This is a genomic window from Streptomyces sp. NPDC006476, from assembly GCF_040612015.1.
Lineage (GTDB): Bacteria > Actinomycetota > Actinomycetes > Streptomycetales > Streptomycetaceae > Streptomyces > Streptomyces griseorubiginosus_B.
Window position 1 is genome coordinate 32,075 of sequence record NZ_JBEXPK010000065.1, and the last position, 13,978, is coordinate 46,052.

The following is a 13,978-nucleotide window of genomic DNA, read 5'->3' on the forward strand; positions in this document are numbered from 1 at the left end:
CCGGGGCCGCCTAAGCGGAGGCGACCCCGCGTGCCGTGCACCGCCCCCGCCCACTGCTCGGTTGTCCAGCCGCCCCTCCCCCGGCCGAGCGACGCTCCGGCCACGTCCGGACGCGCCTCACCGGACTCGAGAGAGATGAAGGACAGGACACCGATGAAGACCTCCGTACGGGCCCTGCTGGCCGGGCTGCTCGCCTTCGGGGCGCTGGGCATCACGCTCGGCGTCACCCACCACGGCGACAGCCCCGGCCAGGCCCCGCCCAAGGGGCCCTACGTCGCCCTGGGCGACTCCTACACCGCCGGCCCCGGAATCCCGGACCAGCACGGCAGCCCGGCCGGCTGCGACCGCTCGGACCGCAACTACCCCTCACTGGTGGCCCGCCGACTGGGCCTCGACGCGACCGACTTCCGCGACGTCAGCTGCAGCGGTGCCACCATCGGCGACCTCTCCCTGGCCCAGGGCACCGACGACGGGGCCAACCCGGCGCAGCTGGACGCCCTTTCCAGCCGCACACGTCTGGTGACCCTCGGCATCGGCGGCAACGACATCGGATTCAGCTCGATGATCAGGCAGTGCGTGGAGCGCGGAGTCGTCTACTACGCGCTCGGCGGCACCCGGGCCTCGAACGGCGCACCCTGCCGCGAACGCTATGGAGCCGGCGGCACCGACCAGACGGAGGAGAAGATCCGCGCGGCGGGCGAGCGGCTCACCGGCGCACTGAGCGAGGTCCGGCGCCGGGCACCGCGGGCCCGGGTGTACGTCGTCGGATATCCGGCGATCCTGCCGGCCGAAGGATCGAACTGCGGGCGGGCGATGGGGCTGGCGCCCGGAGACGTCGGCTATCTGCATGCCACGGAGCGGCAGCTGAATGCGATGCTGCGGGCGCGCGCCGAAGCGGCGGGGGCGGGCTATGTCGACACGTACACCCCCTCCGTGGGACACGATGCCTGCTCGGCCCGTGACACCCGCTGGATCGAGCCGCTCGTCCCGCTCGCCCCGGCCGTTGCCGTCCACCCCAACGAGCGCGGGGAACGGGGCATGGCCGGGGCGACACTGTCGGCCTTCGGCGTCACGGGGTGAACGGGCTCCCGTCAGGAACGGGACGAGATCGGGGCCAGCCACAGGCCGACGAGGGCGTCGGCGAGGCCACTGGCGGCACCGTCCCAGTTGGCGCGGGGCGTGGCCCGGTTCTCGGCGATCGCGCGCTCCCGCTCGGCAGGCATGTGCACGATGAGATGGCGCGCCATCTCGGCACGCTCGGCCCGTACTTCGGGGGGCAGTTCGGGCAGGCAGCGCGTCAGCCCGTCGATGATCTGGCGCAGGGTCGGGGAGGCGAGGGACTCCTCGACGAGGATCTCGTGCAACGCGGGGTCCGTGACGACCTGCGCGCAGAACCGTGCGTACCAGGTCGGTCCGCCCAGCGCGCCGAGGTGCTCGGGGATGGGCCGCACCAGGCAGTCCACCCAGTCGCGTACGTCCGTGGAGTCACCGATGCCGGCCAGCAGCCGGGCGCGGATCTCCTCGATGCGGGTGGCGTGCTTGCGGACGATCGCGCGGACCAGGTCGGCCTTGGTGCCGAAGTGGTAACCCACGGCCGTGTTGTTGCCCTGGCCGGCGGCCTCGCTGACCTGACGGTTGGAGACCGCGTTGACGCCCCGCTCGGCGAACAGCCGCTCCGCCGCGGTCAGGATCAGCTCACGGGTCGCGCTGACCTGTTCCGCCCGTGCCGTCCTGCTCGCCATGCTCACCACCGCACCGGGACTTCGCTCAGCCCTCCGACGGCCAGCCCCTCGAGCCGTCGCAGGTCCGCCGTCGGTGCGGCGAGTTCCAGCGACGGAAGCCTACGCAACAGCACATGGAGGACGGTCCGCAGCTCGGTACGGACGAGTTCCTGACCGAGGCAGGCGTGCGGGCCGGCGCCGAACGCCAGATGGGGGTTGGGGCTGCGATCGAGCCGCATCTCGCCGGGTGCGGGTACGCCGATGCCGGGCTCGGCGTCGAAGCGCAGCGCCTCCTCGACCGCGAGCGGCACCAGGGAGGGGTCGGCGAGCAGGCGCTCCCAGCGGCGGCGGTCGGCGAGCAGCAGGGCCACCATCTTGCCGATGACGTTGGTGGTGGTCTCGTGCCCGGCGATCAGCAGGGTCTGGCCGGTGAAGACCAGTTCCCGTTCGGACAGGGGCGGTTCGTCGTCGTCCCACGCGGTCGCCAGATCGCTGAGCAGGTCGACACGTCCTGGGCGTAGTGGGCGAGGTTGAGAATGACGTCGGACCAGTAGGCGGAGTCGCCGAGTCCGGGGACGGCCCCGCGAACCGGTCGTGGTCGGCGGCGGGGACAACGAGGAGATCGCAGATCACCCACACGGGCAGCGGGAAGGCCAGGTGCGCCCGCAGGTCCGCCGGGTGACCGTGGGACACCATGTCGTCCACCAGCTTCTCCGCCACGGCCTCGATGCCGGGCTGCCGCGCGGCCATGCGCTCGGCGGTGAACCACCGGCCCACGGTCCGCCGCCACCGCGCGTGCTCCCTGCCGTGCGCCGGGATGGCCATCGCCATGTCGCTGCCGAAGACCCCGCCCGCCTCCTCGTCGGCGAGGCGCGCGGCGCCGTCCGCGCGCAGCACATTGCCGAACCGGGTGTCGGACAGCAGCCGGCGGACGTCCTCGGGCCGGGTGAGCAGCGTCGCCTCGTCCCCGCTGGGCAGGCGTACGCGCGCGAGGGGGCACCGCTGCCCCAGCGCGGCCCACTCTCCGGGTGCCTCCAGTGCCGTATCGCCGTGGAAGGGATACCTCGGGAGCAGATCGTCCGCACGCGGGTGCATACGCCCTCCTGAGATCCGGCGGTCCCGGCGCGATCAGGCAAACCGAGCCCTTACAGTAAGTCAGGCGCCTGCCTTAAAACTGGCAAGCTGTTCGCCTGTCCCGTTGTGCCTGGAGGCTATTTCATGTCCGACGCCCTTCCCGGACCCGCGAACGCGGCCGATCCGGCCGCTCCCCGGCCGGGCGCCGTGGTCGCGGTGCTGGCCTTCGCCGGCATCGTCGTCTCGCTGATGCAGACGCTGGTCATCCCGATCGTCCCGGAGCTGCCCAAACTGCTGGACGCGCCCGCGTCGGACACCGCCTGGGCCGTGACCGCCACACTGCTGGCCGCCGCGGTGGCGACTCCGGTGGTGGGCCGGCTCGGCGACATGTTCGGCAAGCGGCGGATGTTGCTGGTCAGCGTGGTGCTGCTGGTGACCGGGTCCATCCTGTGCGCGCTCAGCGACTCGCTCGTACCGATGATCGTCGGCCGGGCGGTGCAGGGTCTGGCATCGGCCGTGGTGCCGCTGGGCATCAGCATCATGCGGGACGAACTGCCGACCGAGCGGCTGGCGGGTGCCACGGCGCTGATGAGTGCCTCGCTCGGGGTCGGCGGCGCGCTGGGCCTGCCGACGGCGGCCCTGATCGCAGACCACTTCGACTGGCACGTGCTGTTCTGGAGCTCGGCCGGCATGGGCGCGGTGGCCCTGGTCCTGGTTCTGCTGTTCGTGCCCGAGTCCAAGGTGCGGTCGGGCGGCCGCTTCGACGTCGTCGGCGGCCTCGGCATGGCCGCGGGGCTGGTCTCCCTGCTGCTCGCCATCTCCAAGGGCGCCGACTGGGGCTGGACCAGCGCCACGACCCTCGGCCTGTTCGCGGCGGCCGTCGTGGTGCTGCTCGCCTGGGGCTTCTTCGAACTGCGCACCACCGAGCCGCTGGTGGACCTGCGCACCACCGCCCGCCGTCAGGTGCTGGTGACCAACCTCGCCTCCATCGCGATCGGCTTCTCGATGTTCGCGATGTCCCTGGTCCTGCCCCAGCTGCTGCAGCTGCCCACCCAGACCGGCTTCGGTCTCGGCAAGTCGCTGCTGACCGCCGGCCTGGTGATGGCGCCGTCCGGCCTGGTGATGATGGCCTTCGCGCCGGTCTCGGCCGCCGTCTCCAAGGCCAAGGGACCGAAGGTGACCTTGATGATCGGCGCCCTCATCGTGGCCGCCGGGTACGGACTGAACATCGTGGCGATGTCACAGGTCTGGCACCTGGTGCTGGTGTCCTGCGTGATCGGCGCCGGCATCGGCTTCACGTACGGCGCCATGCCCGCCCTGATCATGGGCGCGGTGGACCCCACCGAGACCGCCGCCGCCAACAGCCTCAACACGCTGATGCGCTCGATCGGTACGTCCTGCGCCAGCGCCATCGCCGGCGTCATCCTGTCCCAGATGACGATCAGCCTGGGCGGTTACGCGCTGCCCTCGGAGAACGGCTTCAAGTCCGTCATGGCCCTCGGTGCGGGTGCCGCCCTGCTCGCCTTCGCCGTCGCGTCGTTCATCCCGCGCCGACGCCCCGTCACGGGGACCGCGCCGGTGCCGACCGCCGAATCGTCGGCCGAACCGTCGTCCGACGCGTCCCCGGTCAGCTGACCCCAGCCGCCTGAAGGCCGCCCCCGGCGGCCCTCAGGCCGGCCGTCTCCGCGTCCGCAGCAGGCTCACACCCGCGCCGAGCGCGACGGCACCCAGGCCGACGCAGGTCAAAACGCCCTGGGTGCCGTCGACGGCGAAAGGGGCCACCACGGCGACCGCCAGGTTGAACACGAACAGAAACCAGAGCACGGGCCGCGAGACCAGCGGGGAGTTCATCGGTTTTCCTTCCAAAACGGTGATGGTCGGACCAGAACGGTGACGGTGGGAACGCGTTCAACACTGCCGTCCGCGGTCCACTCCCCTCGATGGAGCGCACTCCCGGACCCGGGGTGTAGCCCGCTGCACCATCGCGACGCCGATCCCGCCTTCCTGCCCAGGGAGGAGAGCGCCCGACCTCGTACTGCGTTCTCAGTAGCGGCGATTGTCGGCAGCCGCACGACGACGTGGCGAGCCCGCTCGGGGAGTCTGAGGTATCCGTGTGCCCGGGCTTTTGATCTCCCCCTCCCCCAGAGGGTCTCCCGTCGTTTCCGGCGGGCATCGCCCACCATGACGTGAGGACCACGACCGGAGAGAACCGATGAGCATTCCCTGGCAGCGCTACGACGACGAGCACGTCCGCGTCGTCGACACCATGGCGGCGGCGCTGCTGTTCGCCGCGTTCCCCTTCGGCAGCGAGATCCAGGTGCCCGGCACCCACCACTCCGACCGCGTCATGCCCACCCTCGCGCTGGCGGCCGTCTCCTGCGGGGCCTTGTTCTGGCACCGCCGCCACCCCCGCACCGTCGTCGCGGTCACCGCGCTGGGGGCCGCCGGAGCGGGCGCCCTGGGGCATCTGCTCACCCCGCTGATGCTGGGCCCGGTCATGCTGGCGCTGTTCCGGCTGGCCGTCAGCACCGATCGCCGCACCACCCGGACCTTCTTCCTCGCCACGCTCGTGCTCGTGGTCGTCCCCGCCTTCGCCGTCGACCCCAACGACAACCCCTGGCCCCTCAAGACCCTGGGCCCTGCCGCCTGGCTGCTCCTGCCGGTCGCCACCGGCAGCACGGTCCGGATGAAGGGCGCGTATCTGCAGGCCGTGCAGGCGCGCGCCGAGTACGCCGAACGCAGCCGCGAGGAGGAGGCCCGGCACCGGGTGGCCGATGAGCGCATGCGCATCGCCCGTGAGCTGCACGACGTCGTCGCCCACCATCTGGCCCTGGCCAACGCCCAGGCGGGTACGGCGGCCCATCTGGCGCGCACCCATCCCGAACAGGTGCAGAAGATACTCACCGACCTCGCCGGTACGACGTCGTCGGCCCTGCGCGAGATGAAGGCCACCGTCGGCCTGCTGCGCCAGAAGGACGACCCCGACGCTCCTCTCGCCCCGACGCCGGGACTGGGCCAACTCGGCGAGCTGACGGAGGCGTTGCAGTCCACCGGCCTGACCGTGCAGGTGAGCACGGAAGGCGTACCCCGGCCGCTCACACCCGGCGTGGACCTCACCGCGTACCGCATCGTGCAGGAGGCGCTGACCAACGTCACCAAGCACGCCGCTGCCCGGGCCGCGTACGTCCGGCTGCGCTACGGCGACGACCACATGACCATCACCGTCACCGACGACGGCAACGCCACCGCCTCGCCCGCGCCGGGCAGCGGTTTCGGGCTGATCGGCATGCGCGAACGCGCCCACTCCGTCGGCGGCGCCCTGCAGGCCGGGCACCGCCTGGAGGGCGGCTTCGAGGTCACCACCCGACTGCCTCTGTACCCGGCAACGCCATGAGGCGGTATCACGATGAGACGACAGAAACGGGCCCGATGACCATCCGCGTGCTGCTCGCCGACGACCAGGCCCTGCTGCGGGCCACCTTCCGCATCTTGATCGAGTCCTGCGACGACATGGAGGTGGTCGCCGAGGCCGCCGACGGCCGTGAGGCGGTGGCGCTCACGCGCGAACACCGCCCCGGTCTCGTGCTGATGGACATCCGCATGCCGGGCACCGACGGGCTCGCCGCCACGTCCACGATCTGCGCCGACCCCGACCTGGCGGACACGCGCGTGCTGATCCTCACCACCTTCGAGATCGACGAGTACGTCGCCCAGGCACTGCGGGCCGGCGCGAGCGGCTTCCTCGGCAAGGACGTGACCGCCGACGCGCTTCTGGACGGCATCCGGACCGTGGCCCGCGGCGACTCCCTGCTCTCGCCACTCGCCACGCGTGCGCTGATCACCCGTTTCCTGACCACCCCGGCCCGCGGCCACCGGCTCCCCGGCTCCGACGACCTGACCGGCCTGACCGCCCGTGAACGGGAGGTCATGGCGTGGGTGGCCGAGGGGCACTCCAACGAGGAGATCGCCGAGAAGCTGTACGTCAGCCCGCTGACCGTACGCACGCACGTGCACCGGGCGATGACGAAACTGGGCGCCCGCGACCGCGCCCAACTGGTCGTCATGGCTTACCAGTCGGGTCTGGTGCAGGCTCCGCAGGGAGGGGAGCGGTAGGTCAGGTGGGGCGCGTGCCGATCGGGGTGGTGCGGGCTACTCAGGACGGGCAGCGGCAGGCCCGGTGGAGGCTGCCGATCGGGTGGTGCGGGCCCCGCAAGGTGGCTGGCTGTGGCCCCGGCTGGGCGGCTGCATCGGGGGTGGTGTGGGCCTGGCGCGCCGGGGAGCGGTAGCCGGGCCGAGGGTCTGACGGTCTGGACGATGCGGGCACGCCGGCAGGTGAGAGCCGGTTTCTACGCGGCCTGGCGGTCGGGGTGGCGCATGCCGGCCCGACCAGGGGACCCCCAACAGCGGCGGGTCGTCGGCCCACCCGGTCGGGCCGGTGCAGCCGCCGCAGGGCCGGGCGGGCCCCTCAGCCTGCCGACAGCTTGTCCAGCCACTGCTCCAGCAGGGCCGACTCGGCCGGGGTGAAGACCGTCGACTGTTCGGCACGCAGGCGCGCGGCGAGTGTGGCGGCGGCGACCGGGACCGCCCTGCCCTGATCGTCCCGTTCGGCGGGCTCGTCGGTGGCGGCCGGACGCGTCACCGAGTCGAGAACGGCGTCACGCAGCCGCTCGGAGAACTGCGGGTCCGGGTACTGCTCGGGCCGGGTCAGCATCGACAGGGCCGCGCCGACATTGGCCGACATGATCATCTGCGTGGCGAGCGCGGGCGGCACGGTAAGCCGGCCGGCGGCCGCGCAGCGCTCGAGGATCCCGTGCAGCAGGGCGTGCGCCTCCTGCGCCGCGGCCGGCGGAACCGTCAACTCGACTGAGTACATCAGGCGGTAGTGGTTGGGGTGCTCCAGCGCGAAGCGCATGTGGTTGTCCCAGCCGCTCCTGACGTCGGCGACCGGGTCGTCGCTCGGCCTGGCCGCCCGCTTGGAGGCGAGGTACGCCTCGAAACCCCGGTCGACGACGGCCGCCAGCAGCCCGGCCTTGTCGCCGAAGAGCCGGTAGAGCATCGGCGCACCCACCCCGGCCGCCTCGCAGACGGCCCGCGTGGAGACATCGGCGACCGAGGCCTTGGCCAGCAGGTCCGTGGCCGCTTCCAGGATCTTTTCCCTCGCATCCATGGGTCTACCGTACGCCATTCGTATCGTCGATACGAATAAGAGGTAGCGATGCTACGAAGCCGTGTTATCGTCGATACGAGCACAACGTAGCATCGCTAACAAAGGACGCAGTCATGACCACTCACACCTCCACCTCCGCGGACCGGCGCGTCGCGATCGTGACCGGCGGATCACGCGGCATCGGACGACAGGTCGCCGAGCGCCTCGCCGCGGACGGGTACGCAGTCGTCGTCGGATACGCGGGCAACAAGGAGGCGGCTGACGAGGCCGTCCGTGTCATAGAGGCCGCCGGCGGCACCGCACAGGCAGCGCGTGCGGACGTCGCCGACGAGCACGAGATCGCCGCCCTGTTCGACCTCGCGGAGACCACCTACGGCGGCGTCGACGCGGTCGTGCACGCCGCCGGCCGCATGCCGCTCTCCCCCGTCGCCGACCTCGACCTCGCCGAGCTCGACTCTCTGTACCGCACCAACATCCGCGGCACGTTCGTCGTCGACCAGCAGGCGGCGCGCCGGCTGCGCCCGGGCGGAGCGCTGGTCAACTTCTCCACCTCGGTGGTCGGGCTGGCCTTCCCCGGCTACGGCGCCTACGCCGCCACCAAGGGCGCGGTCGAGGCGCTGACGCTGATCCTCGCCCGCGAGATGCGGGGGCGTGACGTCACCGTCAACGCCGTCGCCCCCGGTCCCACCGCGACCGAGCTCTTCCTCGACGGCAAGGACGAGGAGACCGTCGCCCGCCTCGCCGCGCAGCCGCCGCTGGAGCGCCTGGGCACGCCCGAGGACATCGCCAGCGTCGTGTCCTTCCTGGTCGGCCCCGAGGGCCACTGGGTCAACGGCCAGGTACTGCGGGCCAACGGCGGAATCATCTGACGGCCGGCTCTGACAAAGGAACGGAATACCATGAACGACAGCAAGGTCATCCTCGTCACCGGCGCCTCCAGCGGTTTCGGCGCCCTCAGCGTCCGCGCGCTCGCCGCGCGCGGCCACACCGTCTACGCGGGGATGCGCGCCCTCGCCACCCGTAACGCGTCAGCCGCTTCGGACCTGGCCGCACACGCCGAGGAGCACGGCGTCGATCTGCGCGCCGTGGAGCTCGACGTGACCGCGCAGGACAGCGCGGACGCAGCAGTCGAGCGGATCGTCGCCGAGCAGGGACGGCTGGATGTCGTGGTGCACAACGCCGGGCACATGGTGCTGGGCCCCGCCGAGGCCTTCACCCCGGAGCAGCTGGCGGACGTCTACGACACCAACGTCCTGGGGACCCAGCGCGTCAACCGCGCGGCACTGCCACAGCTGCGCCGGCAGGGCCAGGGCCACCTCGTGTGGATCGGCTCCTCCAGCACCCGCGGCGGCTGCCCGCCCTTCCTCGCCCCCTACTTCGCGGCCAAGGCGGCGATGGACGCCCTCGCGGTGAGCTACGCCGCCGAGGTCATCCGGTTCGGGATCGACACCTCGATCGTCGTGCCGGGTGCCTTCACCTCCGGCACCAACCACTTCGCCCACGCCGGCACGCCCGCCGACGTGGAGCGGGCCGCCGCCTACGACGCCCGCTACAAGGCGCTGATGGACGACGTCAACGAGCGGCTGGCCGGGCTGATACCACCGGACGCCGATGTCTCCGAGGTGGCCGACGCGGTCGTGCGCGTGGTGGAACTCCCGGCCGGCACGCGGCCGTTCCGCGTCCATGTGGACCCCAGCCGGGACGGCAGCGCGGTCGTCTCGGCGGTGGCCGACCGCATCCGGGTGGAATTCTTCCGCCGAGTGGGCCTGGAAGACTTGCTGACGCCTGCGAGCAGTCTGTAGGGCGCGCCGTTGTGGGAGGGCGGGGGGTGGACGGGGGTGAGGGTAGTGGCGTCTGCCAAGCACAGGGCCCCGTCAGGTCGCCGGCGGAAGGCAGCGCTGTGGCGGGCCGACTGCGTGCAGGCAACATCGTTCAGGCGGAGCGGGGGGCGGCCCGAGAAGAGCACCCCGGCCGGCAGACGGACCGTCAGCTCGCCTGGCGGAAGGCAGCGCCGTTCAGGCGAAACCGGTCGGTTGGGCGCGTGGCGGGGCGCCGAGGTGTCGACAAGTGACCCCGTGACGCTCCCCCTGATCCCGCCCATGCTCGCCACGCCGGGCAAGCTGCCGCCGGTCGCCCAGGATGCCCGCTGGGCCTATGAGACCAAGCAGGACGGCCAGCGCGTGGTCGCCTATCTCGAAGGGGACGGCACTGTGCTGCTGCGCGCCCGGTCCGGTGAGGACATCACCGCCGCCTATCCCGAGCTCCGGCCACTCGGCGCGGCGCTGGGGAGGACGGCAGCGGTACTGGACGGGGAGGTGCTGGCGCTGGACGAACGGGGGCGTGCCGACTTCCAGTTGCTGCAGTCCCGGATGGGCCTGGCGCACGCGCCCGGCAAGGCGGCACGGCAGGCGACGAAGGTGCCCGTCCACCTCGTCCTGTTCGACGTGATGCACCTGGCCGGGCAGGACCTCACCGGGCTCCCCTACACCCGGCGGCGCGGGCTGCTGGAGGAGATCGGTCTCGGCGGGGCCCACTGGTCCACGCCCGCCGCGCTCGTCGGCCACGGCGAGGAGGCCCTGCGGGCCACCGTCGAGCACGGACTGGAAGGTCTGGTCTGCAAACGGCTGGACTCGGTTTACGAGGCCGGGGTGCGGTCGCGGGCCTGGATCAAGATCCGCAACATGCGCAGCGAGGACGTGTTGGTGGGCGGGTGGCTGCCGGGCAAGGGACGGTTGCAGGGGCTGCCGGGTGCCGTCCTCGTCGGACAGCGGGCGGCGGGGCGGCTGCGGTATGTGGGCGGTGTGGGGACCGGCTGGAGCGAGGCCGAGCGGGTGCGGCTGGCCGAGTTGTTGCGGGCCGCGGAGACCGACGTATGCCCGTTCGATCCGGTGCCGCATGTGGCGGGCGCGCACTGGGTGGTACCGCGGCTGGTCGGGGAGGTCCGGTTCAGCACCCGTACCCGGGCGGGCATGCTGCGCCAGCCGTCCTGGCTACGGCTGCGGCCCGACCTCGCGCCGGAGAATTCGGCGGCCGACCTGCCGGAAGACCTCACCTGACCGCGTGCCACCGCACACCGCCGGCCCTGACCACCCGGCACCGCCCTTCGACACGCCAGACCGCCCGTCACCGCGCGCCGCCACCCCGGACCGCACATCACTGTACGACAGCCCCCGGAAGCTCCCGCTGTCGCATGTCGCCGCCCCCTGACCGCCCCTGACCTCCTCGACCGCCTCCGATGCCCTCTCTGCTCCTCACCCGCACGCCTCCCACTGCCCCCTGCTCATCGCCCGCACGCCCCTGACCACCCTTCACCGCGTCTCGCCGCCCCTCCCCGATCAAGTATTGGGCTGCGCTTCACCACCGGTACGCCTGGGACGTCTTGGCCCGGAAGTGAAAACCCTGGATGCTGAACTCCCTTGCCCCCCACAGCCGTTGGGCTGCGCCCCCACCAGGAGGAGGACGCTGTGTCGTCACCGAAGCTGAAGGCACACCGCAGGAGATGGCTGACCGGCCTGGCCGGTTCGGCCGCGCTCGTTCTCGCCGTCCCCACCACCGCCTTCGCGGCACCGCCCAGTGCGCTGCCCGCCAACGCCGAGGCCACCGAGTTCACCTACCAGCCGGCCTTCGACTACGACACGGACGGCTGCTACCCGACGCCGGCCATCGGCCCGGACGGCACCATCAACGGCGGACTCAAGCCCACGGGTTCGCTCAGCGGGGAGTGCCACGACGCCTCCGACCTGGACAACACGAACAGCTACTCGCGCTACAAGTGCAACAACGGCTGGTGCGCCTATATGTACGGCCTGTACTTCGAGAAGGACCAGGCCCTCGCGAACAGCAGCATCGGCGGGCACCGCAACGACTGGGAGCACGTCGTGGTCTGGGTGCAGGACGGGCAGATCAAGTACGTGTCGACGTCGAACCACGGTTCGTTCACGGTGCACGCGGCGTCCGAGGTCCGTTTCGACGGCAGCCACGCCAAGATCGTCTATCACAAGGACGGCATCGGCACGCACGACTTCCGTCTCGCCAACACGAACGACGAGCCGCCGGAGAACGACAAGCACACCTGGCAGTACCCGCCGCTGGTGGGCTGGAACGGCTACCCCGCGGGCCTGCGTGACAAGCTGAGCGCGTACGACTTCGGCAGCGCCAACTTCGGTCTGAAGGACGCCAACTTCACCGCGCACCTGACCTCGGCCAAGCCGTCCGGAATCGCGTTCGACCCGAGCGCCTGATCCCGCGACCGCTGACCGGTTCGCTCGTTCCACAGCTCCCGGAGTCATCCTGGCTCAGGGAGTTCGGGAAGGGCGGAGCATGCCGGTGGGAAGACGGATCGACCGAGGGCGGCTGACGCGGCGGAGCTTTCTGGCCGCGGTGGCGGCCCTCGGCACGGCGAGTGCCCGGGCCACGGCCGAGGGGAACGGCTACCGCATGCCCTCCCTCACCTTCAGCGACCCCACCACCCAGCGCAGGCTCGGCGGTCTGTACGCCAGGGCTCTTTCGGCTCTCGCCGACACCCACACGATCGCCGCCGACCCTGCGGTCTACGACAAGGCGGGGCTGCTGACCTACCCGCCCGGCACGGTCGTACGGGCCGGGGGCGGGTATCCCGCGCCGCAGCGGTGGACCCGGGACGCCGCCGTCAACGCGTGGAACGCGGTGAGCCTGCTCGCGCCGGACGTCGGCCGCAACACGCTGTGGTCGGTGGTCGACCGCGGCCCGGACGGGCTCGTCGTGCAGCAGGACGACCAGTGGTGGGACCAGGTGGTGTGGATCCTTGCCGCCCGGCACCACTACCGGGTCACCGGCGACCGCGTCTTCCTGGCCCGCGCGTACCGGACGGCCGCCCGCACCCTCGCCGTGCGCACGGCCCTCGACTTCGACACCTCCTACGGACTCTTCCGCGGGGCCGGTTTCATGAACGACGGCATCTCCGGCTATCCCAGTCCGCCCGCCTCGGCCTGGGTGCGCTCGTCCTTCGTACTGGACCATCCCGGCACCGAGCGACTGATGTGCCTGTCGACGAACTGCCTCTACTTCGGCGCCCAGTCGGCGCTCGCGGACATGGCCGACAGTCTCGGCGAGCCGGCTCGGGCCAGGTCCCTGCGGGCGGACGCGCGACGTCTGCGCCAGGCGGTCGACCGGCATCTGTGGCGTGCGGACGCCGGGACATACGCCTACCTCCTCAAAGACGACGGCACGGTCGACGTCTCCCAGGAGGGAGCTGGTCTCGCCCTCGCGCTGCTGTGCGGGCCCGCCGATGGGCAGCGGGCGGAGCAGATCCTGGAGAACGCCCACTGGCAGCCGCACGGCGTCGTCAACGTCTGGCCGCACTTTCCGCGCTTCGACGACGCCAGGCCGGGGCGGCACAACGTCATGGTGTGGCCGATGGTGCACGGCCTGTTCGGCAACGCGGCCGCGAGCGCGGGCCGCAGCGATCTGTTCGCCCGGGCCGCCGAGCAGCTCGCCACGCTGGTCGCGTCGAGCGACGGCTTCTACGAGCTGTACGACTCCGTCAGCGGTGCCGTCGACGGCGGCTGGCAGGAGGGCGGCAGCGGGCGGGCCGAGCACTTCGAGTCACAGCCCGACCAGACGTGGTCCGTCACGGCGTACCTGCGCCTCATCCACGACGGCCTGTTCGGTCTGGACTTCGCCGAGGACGCCCTGCGACTGCGGCCGTGTCTGCCGCCCGAGTGGGGCGCGGTGAGCCTGCGCGGACTCCGCTACCGGCGCATGACGCTCGACATCGCGCTGAGCGGGGGCGGCGGCCGGGTGTTGGAGTGCGCGGTGGACGGGCGGCCGGCTGAAGCCGTCGTACCCGCCGAGGGGACGGGACACCACACCGTGGAGCTGGTCCTCGGGGTGTAGTGGGGTCTGCCGGGCCGGGTGGCCCGGCAGACCTGTTGTGCCACTGGCGGCTAGAGATCTTTAACGGCTGAGGTTACGGCGGTTGGAGATCGAGCCCGGTCTTGGCGATGAGGCCCTCGATGAGGCGGGGGCGGTACTGCAT

Annotated in this window: 14 protein-coding genes; 10 read left to right on the forward strand and 4 right to left on the reverse strand. The window is 71.7% G+C overall.

The annotated features are described in order from the left end of the window. Window positions 1-153: 153 nt before the first annotated feature. Complete coding sequence (locus tag ABZZ74_RS42025; RefSeq protein ID WP_356949410.1) at window positions 154-1,080, forward strand: SGNH/GDSL hydrolase family protein; 927 nt, start codon at window positions 154-156, stop codon at window positions 1,078-1,080. Between the two features lie 11 nt (window positions 1,081-1,091). Here ABZZ74_RS42025 and ABZZ74_RS42030 read toward each other — a convergent pair whose 3' ends face one another. Together ABZZ74_RS42030 and ABZZ74_RS42035 are read right to left on the reverse strand one after the other, a co-directional pair. Next, entirely contained in the window at window positions 1,092-1,742 is a 651-nt protein-coding gene (locus tag ABZZ74_RS42030) for a TetR family transcriptional regulator (RefSeq protein ID WP_356949411.1), read from the reverse strand. 2 nt (window positions 1,743-1,744) lie between these two features. Then, a complete protein-coding gene (locus ABZZ74_RS42035; protein WP_356949412.1) occupies window positions 1,745-2,335 on the reverse strand; it encodes a cytochrome P450 in 591 nt (196 codons plus the stop codon). A 43-nt stretch (window positions 2,336-2,378) separates the two neighbouring features. On the opposite strand from ABZZ74_RS42035, the gene ABZZ74_RS42040 reads away from it, so the two are divergent. Both ABZZ74_RS42040 and ABZZ74_RS42045 read left to right on the forward strand, forming a co-directional pair. Beyond that, window positions 2,379-2,828, forward strand: a complete 450-nt coding sequence (locus ABZZ74_RS42040; protein WP_356949413.1) for a hypothetical protein — start codon at window positions 2,379-2,381, stop codon at window positions 2,826-2,828. A gap of 111 nt (window positions 2,829-2,939) precedes the next feature. Beyond that, complete coding sequence (locus ABZZ74_RS42045) at window positions 2,940-4,430, forward strand: MFS transporter (RefSeq protein WP_356949414.1); 1,491 nt, start codon at window positions 2,940-2,942, stop codon at window positions 4,428-4,430. Between the two features lie 33 nt (window positions 4,431-4,463). Here the strand turns inward: ABZZ74_RS42045 and ABZZ74_RS42050 are convergent, their stop codons facing one another. Continuing rightward, the gene (locus ABZZ74_RS42050; RefSeq protein ID WP_356949415.1) at window positions 4,464-4,646 is read right to left on the reverse strand and encodes a hypothetical protein; all 183 of its coding nucleotides are present in this window, start codon (window positions 4,644-4,646) and stop codon (window positions 4,464-4,466) included. A 361-nt stretch (window positions 4,647-5,007) separates the two neighbouring features. Here ABZZ74_RS42050 and ABZZ74_RS42055 point away from each other — a divergent pair, with 361 nt between their 5' ends. Beyond that, window positions 5,008-6,189 (forward strand): sensor histidine kinase, encoded by a 1,182-nt coding sequence (locus ABZZ74_RS42055; RefSeq protein ID WP_356949416.1) that lies wholly within the window; start codon window positions 5,008-5,010, stop codon window positions 6,187-6,189. A 35-nt stretch (window positions 6,190-6,224) separates the two neighbouring features. Continuing rightward, window positions 6,225-6,908, forward strand: coding sequence for a response regulator transcription factor (locus tag ABZZ74_RS42060; RefSeq protein ID WP_356949417.1), 684 nt, complete (start codon window positions 6,225-6,227; stop codon window positions 6,906-6,908). A gap of 352 nt (window positions 6,909-7,260) precedes the next feature. Here ABZZ74_RS42060 and ABZZ74_RS42065 read toward each other — a convergent pair whose 3' ends face one another. Beyond that, complete coding sequence (locus ABZZ74_RS42065) at window positions 7,261-7,962, reverse strand: TetR/AcrR family transcriptional regulator (protein WP_356949418.1); 702 nt, start codon at window positions 7,960-7,962, stop codon at window positions 7,261-7,263. Between the two features lie 113 nt (window positions 7,963-8,075). Here ABZZ74_RS42065 and ABZZ74_RS42070 point away from each other — a divergent pair, with 113 nt between their 5' ends. The 5 genes from ABZZ74_RS42070 (at window position 8,076) to ABZZ74_RS42090 (ending at window position 13,836) form a co-directional block, all read left to right on the forward strand. Beyond that, the gene (locus tag ABZZ74_RS42070) at window positions 8,076-8,831 is read left to right on the forward strand and encodes an SDR family oxidoreductase (protein WP_356949419.1); all 756 of its coding nucleotides are present in this window, start codon (window positions 8,076-8,078) and stop codon (window positions 8,829-8,831) included. A gap of 30 nt (window positions 8,832-8,861) precedes the next feature. After that, window positions 8,862-9,764, forward strand: coding sequence for an SDR family oxidoreductase (locus ABZZ74_RS42075; protein ID WP_356949420.1), 903 nt, complete (start codon window positions 8,862-8,864; stop codon window positions 9,762-9,764). Between the two features lie 273 nt (window positions 9,765-10,037). Then, the gene (ligD, locus tag ABZZ74_RS42080; protein WP_356949421.1) at window positions 10,038-11,018 is read left to right on the forward strand and encodes a non-homologous end-joining DNA ligase; all 981 of its coding nucleotides are present in this window, start codon (window positions 10,038-10,040) and stop codon (window positions 11,016-11,018) included. Between the two features lie 408 nt (window positions 11,019-11,426). Continuing rightward, on the forward strand, window positions 11,427-12,203 hold the full coding sequence (locus ABZZ74_RS42085) for an NPP1 family protein (RefSeq protein ID WP_356949422.1): 777 nt from the start codon (window positions 11,427-11,429) through the stop codon (window positions 12,201-12,203). A 79-nt stretch (window positions 12,204-12,282) separates the two neighbouring features. After that, window positions 12,283-13,836: a glycosyl hydrolase family 65 protein gene (locus tag ABZZ74_RS42090; protein WP_356949423.1), complete on the forward strand. Its 1,554-nt coding sequence runs from the start codon at window positions 12,283-12,285 to the stop codon at window positions 13,834-13,836. Window positions 13,837-13,978: the final 142 nt, after the last annotated feature.

Bases quoted from the DNA above. Each gene is read 5' to 3' on its own strand.
- ABZZ74_RS42025 (WP_356949410.1), top strand. From the start codon at position 154: ATGAAGACCTCCGTACGGGCCCTGCTGGCCGGGCTGCTCGCCTTCGGG.
- ABZZ74_RS42030 (WP_356949411.1), bottom strand. From the start codon at position 1,742: ATGGCGAGCAGGACGGCACGGGCGGAACAGGTCAGCGCGACCCGTGAG.
- ABZZ74_RS42045 (WP_356949414.1), top strand. From the start codon at position 2,940: ATGTCCGACGCCCTTCCCGGACCCGCGAACGCGGCCGATCCGGCCGCT.
- ABZZ74_RS42050 (WP_356949415.1), bottom strand. From the start codon at position 4,646: ATGAACTCCCCGCTGGTCTCGCGGCCCGTGCTCTGGTTTCTGTTCGTG.
- ABZZ74_RS42055 (WP_356949416.1), top strand. From the start codon at position 5,008: ATGAGCATTCCCTGGCAGCGCTACGACGACGAGCACGTCCGCGTCGTC.
- ABZZ74_RS42060 (WP_356949417.1), top strand. From the start codon at position 6,225: ATGACCATCCGCGTGCTGCTCGCCGACGACCAGGCCCTGCTGCGGGCC.
- ABZZ74_RS42065 (WP_356949418.1), bottom strand. From the start codon at position 7,962: ATGGATGCGAGGGAAAAGATCCTGGAAGCGGCCACGGACCTGCTGGCC.
- ABZZ74_RS42070 (WP_356949419.1), top strand. From the start codon at position 8,076: ATGACCACTCACACCTCCACCTCCGCGGACCGGCGCGTCGCGATCGTG.
- ABZZ74_RS42075 (WP_356949420.1), top strand. From the start codon at position 8,862: ATGAACGACAGCAAGGTCATCCTCGTCACCGGCGCCTCCAGCGGTTTC.
- ABZZ74_RS42090 (WP_356949423.1), top strand. From the start codon at position 12,283: ATGCCGGTGGGAAGACGGATCGACCGAGGGCGGCTGACGCGGCGGAGC.